This window comes from Methylophaga sp. UBA1464 (assembly GCF_002325665.1).
Lineage (GTDB): Bacteria > Pseudomonadota > Gammaproteobacteria > Nitrosococcales > Methylophagaceae > Methylophaga.
The window spans coordinates 2,826-9,090 of sequence record NZ_DCSO01000059.1 but is presented as its reverse complement, the minus strand read 5'-3'; the positions used below and the strand labels follow the sequence as shown (position 1 = coordinate 9,090).

Below are 6,265 nucleotides of genomic sequence, written 5' to 3'. Positions count from 1 at the left end.
AAGATAAACTTCCTGATGGATTCCACTCAGGGTTTTATCAATATCCAGCAGGCTCAGATCATCAAAACGTTCTCGATAGCCGCCGTCGTATTCCTGCCACCGACCTTGATTGCCAGTATTTACGGGATGAATTTTAAATATATGCCGGAACTGGACTGGAGCTTTGGCTATCCATTTGCTATTGGTTTAATGGTGGCGGCAGGTATGGCACCTTATCTATACTTTAAACGTAAAGGCTGGTTATAAAAATTCATTAAAGGAGTGATTCATGAGTCGACATTTTGATAAAGCAGAGGGTTTGAGTGAACAGCATGACCCGGCGACACATGACTATGTGTTTAACCAGACCATGTTTCGTATCAAGGATCCAAAACGAACATTGAAGTTTTATTCTGAAGTAATGGGCATGACATTAATCAAGCGCTTTGATTTTCCGGAAATGCAGTTCACCCTGTATTTCATGGCAGCTATATCACCTGAACAACGTCAAGACTGGTCTGATGACAATAATGAGCGAATCAAGCAAACCTTTGCCCGTCCAGCCATGCTGGAGTTAACCCATAACTGGGGTGACGAAGACAAAGATGAGGTTGCTTATCATAACGGTAATAGTGAACCACGGGGCTTTGGTCATATCGGTTTTGCCGTACCGGATATTGATGCCGCCTGTGCACGTTTTGAGGCGTTCGGTGTACCGTTTGTAAAACGACCTGATGACGGCAAAATGAAAGGAATTGCTTTTATTCAGGATCCGGATGGCTATTGGATAGAAATTTTCACCCCTGATCGTCAGCCGACTTTGCTGAAAGATCATCTTGGTTAGGTTCTTCCTGTTTAGTGGAGCCGACTCCGAGTGGAGGACTGGCATATACCTGTACTCGGTCTGGCATTTTTTTGGCTTCGTACATTGCCTCATCAGCGTAACGGACTAGTTGCATGGCGTTACTACCATGCAGTGGGTATAAGGCAATGCCAATACTGACGCCGATATGCAGAATCTTGCCATCAACCTCATAGGGGATGCTCAGACATTCACAGATTTTTTCTGCTGTTTGCTGGGCATTCGCCAGATGATGAACATTTTGTAACAGCACGACAAATTCATCACCGCCAATGCGTCCGACCACATCTGCGCCACGCAGGCATTGGCGTATACGATTCGCCACCTGTTGCAATAATAAATCGCCAATGGCATGTCCATGCTGATCATTGACCGGTTTGAAATTATCTAAATCCAGAAATAAGACGGCGACGACTTGTTCTTCACGCTGGCTTAAGACGATGGCCTGATTCAAATGCTCGGTAAAACTGGCGCGGTTTGGCAAACCGGTTAATGTATCGTGATGCGCCATATGTGACATGCGCTGCATCAGCAGTTTATGTTCAGTGATATCCCGGGCAATACCGGTGTATGAGTCAACGATGTCATTTTTATCAAATAACGGTGCTGCATTACTGCGATGCCAGCACCAGTGACCATGTAAATGTCTGATTCGGTATTCGATGCCACTGTGTTTTTGACGGCTGTGCCGTACCTGTTGTAAAAAACTATGACAGGCAGGCACATCATCAGGATGCACAAAGTGCTCGAAATGCCTGCCAATCACTTCATTGAGCGGATGGCCCAGAATCTCTGTCCAGTTGGGCGAGGCATAGGTCAGTATGCCGTCCAGAGATAACGAATAAATGATGTCATTGGCATTTTCAACAAAGGCTCGAAATTTATTCTCACTTTTGTTCAAAGCGGTTTCGTAGTTTTTGCGTTGGGTAATGTCATTGCCGTAGCCGGTCCAGATAATAGTGCCATCAGTTTCACGTATCGGTGTGTCGTAGGCTTCAATCCAGATGGTTTCACCCCCTTTAACAAGCATTCGGAATTCACTGTGCCATGCGCTGCCCGTTTCAGCGCATTCAATGCTTTCATTAATAACACGCTGATAATCATCTGGATGAATCATTTTTAGTAACAAGTTGGCATCTTCAGCAACCTGTTGCTGGGTTACACCAAACAATTGTTCCAGTCTGGAACTGGTATAAGTGTATTGAAATTGACCGTCAGGTGTTCGACAAAGCTGGTAAATAAAACCAGGCAGGTAAGGTGAAACGGCGTGTAAATGTCTAAGCAACTCGCTGTGGGTCAGAGAGGAAGGTGTCTGCTGGCCGTTGTTTGAAGATTGCGTCATGCTTGATAACACCATTTGTTTTTTATTCAATAATAGGCCGATGCATGTATGGCTTCAAGCATTTAAATGACCTGGAAAGGTCAGTTACTCCATGCTGCAGGAAGATTATTTTTTAAATGATCAATAAATATTCGGGTGCGTCGAGACAAATGACCGTAGGGATACATTAACCAGATTGGCAGACTGGGGCCATTCCATTCGGCCAGACAGCGTTGCAATTTGATTGAATGCTTATTCAAAGCTGTTTCAACCAACCAGTCGGGATAAAACCCCAAGCCCTTTCCACGAGCGATCGCATCAGCCTGTATCACAAATTGATCCGCGGAAAGACGTGATGGTCTTGCAGCTAATTTAAATGTGCTTCCCTGAGTATGGTTTAATATGATTTCATCCATTGATTGGGACAGTGTATCAATCCATTCATGCTCAGATAGCTGGCGCGGATGACTGATTTTTTCAGCTTGTTGTAAATATTCCGGGCTGGCATAGATACCTTGAGAGAGTTGACCGAGAAACTCATGTCGTAAACCACTTTCAGAGATTTCCCCCAACCATAAGGTGACCGATTCTCCATCGGTTGCAAGGGGCAAACTAAAACCTGTACGCATTTTAAGCTGTAATTTAGGGTGCTCAGCCATTAATGATTCCACTTTATCGCTAAGCCAGCTGCAACTGAACGCGTTGTGAAATGTAAAATTGAGTTCTCCGCTCACCTCCATCTGCAGAGCATCCAGTGCGAGCTGACTTTGTTGTGCGAGAGCGATAAATTGCTGGCAATAACCGGCAAATATCTGACCTGCCTGAGTGGGGATAAGGCGGTTTGATTCCCGGCGTAGTAATTTTTGACCTATCCGTTCTTCAAGTTGAGAGATACGTCTGCTTAATGTTGATTTTGGAATACCCAGTTGCTCTGCGGTAAACGTTAAACTGCCGGATCGGGTGATCTCAACAAAGGCGTTAACGGCTCTCATATCTGGCAAAACTATCCGGTTTTTCATAATCGCTCTGTTCAGGTTTTTGCAACGGCATGTTGATCAATAAGCTCTTTTAAATGCAAATAATTAACAATATCATTTGCATTAAGTAATAAGCATTGTAATGAATTAACTGGATTTCCACCATCATTGAAATGTGTCGAAATTTTTAGTGGGTTTAGCTTAAACAAAGCTGGGTTAAGAAAGGATTAATACTGTGAATTAACAGCCAAAAGCTATTCAATGTTTCCCTATTTATAGTTTGTTTGCCCTTTCCCGGTGTCGCTGCAAAGCACACCGGGTTTTTTTTGCCTGAATTCAAGGGATATTTTCTGCTTGTCGTTTGCCAGATATAAGTCTAGTCGCCAGACTGTAAGGACAAAGGAGTGAGCGATGAGATTATTCACAAATATATTATGGCTTAACATTGTGGCCACTTTTGGGGCACAGGCCGATGAACCCGCTTTCAATTATAACTTTTACAGTTCAATCAGAATGCAGGCGGAAGCGGTGAGCCCGGATAATCAGCAAGCAATGTCTGCTTATCGTGGTATTCGTGATGCCTATTCAAGGGTTGGTTTTAATGCGGCGTATGAGTTTTCTGAAGATACATCGGTTTTTACCCAGCTGGAACTGCCTTTTGATAGCGCTAACTTTCGGTTTCGTGATTCGTATGACCAGGGAGAGGTTGGCCGCAATAAGGCTGAAAATATCCGGGTCGGTCTGATTGGCCTGACCAGCAGTGTCGGCACAGTAACCGCAGGTCAGCAGTGGATGCCTTACTATAATGCCATTACATTTCCAGTAGATCAGTTCAGCAGCTTTTACAGTGGCTTTGCGACTTATACGACTTTTCGGGTGAAAGAGACGCTGGCCTATCAAAGTCCACTGTGGAACGGTTTTGGATTTGGGGGTTCCTACTCAACACGTCACGGTAATATCCGTTCACCTTCAAGGATTGATGATCGACGAATCCAGGCTGTTGTCAGTTATCAGCTGGGGGAAACCCGTCTGGCCATTGGGATGGATGACCGTGGGAATGCCAGTGGCTTTAAAGACCGGTTATATGGTGTGACGTTGTCTCATGCAAAAGGACAATGGTCTATGGCAATTAAATATGAAATCACCGATACGGATAATCCAGACAGTTTTTATGGTGATAAAGCACAGGCAATAAATCTCTATAGCGCTTATCATCACGGTAAAAATACTTATAAAGTCATGCTTGCCAATGTTGAAGCTTATGGTGAATCCGTGATTCATCTTGGTATAGATCATCGAATCAATCAGGATTTACGTGTGTTTGCCGAATTTTATCAGGAGCAGGAAACCGCCGCGATGACTGCCAAACAGGCTGGGCTGGAAGGTTTTGATGCTGAGATCAGTGGTGGCAAGTTGTTTCTGGTGGGATTCCGTTATGATCTGAATATGTAAAAACTCACTCCAGCTGAAGCCAGAGTGAGTTATGTTTACCTAAGCAGATTATTTTAACCGTTCATCATTCAGCTCACCCTGCTCATTAAGCATGTCATCATGCTCCTGCATTTTCCAGGGCAGGATCCCCGGAGAGATGTGAATAAAATGCAGGTATTTTTCAAACTGATTCAGAATGTCATCAATGACCTCCTGCTGATCACAGTTGAAGATATCGTAGGCAGCACCGCCTCGGCGCATGAATATTTCCGCTCGGTAATAGCGTTTATCAACGTCCTCGTTGCTTGCCATTTGCGGATAGGCAAATGTCGGCATGGCATAACCCCGCATCCGGATCTCATAAATAAAATCGAGTTCTTCATCACGCACAACCTCAATATAGGCACGGTGCTGAGTATCATCAAAAAATACACTTACGGGCCAACCTTTGTCACGTAAAACCGTTTCAACATTTTGCATCGCCGGATAAGCTGTGTTTTTAATAAAATCAGCGACCTGTTGATAATCCGGATAGTGAATTAACCCGGCCAGACGCTTTTTCCAGTTGCCCGGTTTATGCTGCGAACTATGCATGTAGGCGGACAGGCTTGCTTCACGATGACCCTCAATGGACAGTGCCCGCCACATACCAATTGCCGCCAGCACCATAATGATGGCAAATGGCAAGGCGCTGGTAATACTCATGGTCTGTAAGGCACTTAAGCCCCCGGCGATTAACAAAGCAGCGGCAACCAGTCCCTCTAACGTTGCCCAGAATACACGTTGCCAGACCGGTGTGTTACTGGCGCCACCAGAGGCTAAAGAATCGATAACCAATGAACCCGAGTCAGAAGAAGTGACAAAGAAGGTCATAATCAAAATGACGGTAATAAAGGACACGATTGAGGTCAGAGGTAAACGCTCGTATAGCTTGAATAGTGCAATGGCTGTGTCATTCTGCACTTCGGTAATCAGGGCGGTGTATCCCTGATTCATGATCATGTTCAGAGCTGTATCACCAAAAATCGAGAACCAGATAAAAGTGAAAATGGTTGGCACCAGTAACACCCCGAATACAAACTGGCGAATGGTTCGGCCACGGCTTATTTTGGCAATAAATAATCCGACAAAGGGCGCCCAGGCAATAGTCCAGCCAAAGATGAAAAGGGTCCAGTTTCCAATCCAGTCACTGCGGGTATAGGCCTGCAGATTAAAAGTCCGTTCAACAATATTGTTCAGATAACTGCCGGTGTTCTGCAGAAAAGTCTCCAGAATCACAATGCTTGGTCCAGCGATAAAGACAAACAGCATTAGTGCCAGAGCCAACACCATATTAACGATAGAAAGACGTTTAACACCTTTATCCAGTCCAGCTACAACAGACAGAATTGCCAGCATGGTAATCCCGGCTATGGTGACCACCTGTACAAAGGTACTGACCGGTATGCTGGGCCATAAATAGTTCATGCCGGCGTTTATCTGGGCAACCGAAAGCCCGAGGGTGGTGGCAATACCAAATAAGGTGCCGAGAATGGCAATGACATCAACAGTATGGCCAATGGGACCATAAATTCGTTCCCCAATCAGTGGATAAAGTGCGGAGCGCATAGACAAAGGCAGTCCATGGCGAAAAGCGAAATACGCTAATACCAGACCGGTCAGGCCATAAATGGCCCAGATATGAAAACCCCAGTG

Annotated in this window: 6 protein-coding genes; 3 read left to right on the top strand and 3 right to left on the bottom strand. The window is 45.0% G+C overall.

Going from position 1 to position 6,265, the window contains the following annotated elements:
- A partial coding sequence (locus tag B3O33_RS07325) for a CorA family divalent cation transporter (protein WP_292363296.1) occupies window positions 1–246 on the top strand: 246 nt, incomplete at its 5' end.
- 22 nt (window positions 247–268) lie between these two features.
- On the top strand, window positions 269–823 hold the full coding sequence (gloA, locus tag B3O33_RS07320; protein WP_292361314.1) for a lactoylglutathione lyase: 555 nt from the start codon (window positions 269–271) through the stop codon (window positions 821–823).
- On the opposite strand, the gene B3O33_RS07315 is transcribed toward gloA, so the two are convergent.
- Together B3O33_RS07315 and B3O33_RS07310 are read right to left on the bottom strand one after the other, a co-directional pair.
- Entirely contained in the window at window positions 777–2,183 is a 1,407-nt protein-coding gene (locus B3O33_RS07315; protein WP_292361313.1) for a sensor domain-containing diguanylate cyclase, read from the bottom strand. The genes gloA and B3O33_RS07315 overlap by 47 nt on opposite strands.
- Window positions 2,184–2,263: 80 nt before the next feature.
- Window positions 2,264–3,181, bottom strand: a complete 918-nt coding sequence (locus B3O33_RS07310; protein ID WP_292361312.1) for a LysR family transcriptional regulator — start codon at window positions 3,179–3,181, stop codon at window positions 2,264–2,266.
- A gap of 369 nt (window positions 3,182–3,550) precedes the next feature.
- Here B3O33_RS07310 and B3O33_RS07305 point away from each other — a divergent pair, with 369 nt between their 5' ends.
- Entirely contained in the window at window positions 3,551–4,591 is a 1,041-nt protein-coding gene (locus B3O33_RS07305; protein WP_292361311.1) for a porin, read from the top strand.
- 48 nt (window positions 4,592–4,639) lie between these two features.
- Here B3O33_RS07305 and B3O33_RS07300 read toward each other — a convergent pair.
- Window positions 4,640–6,265 (bottom strand): BCCT family transporter (locus B3O33_RS07300; RefSeq protein WP_292363295.1); only part of this gene is annotated, 1,626 nt, incomplete at its 5' end.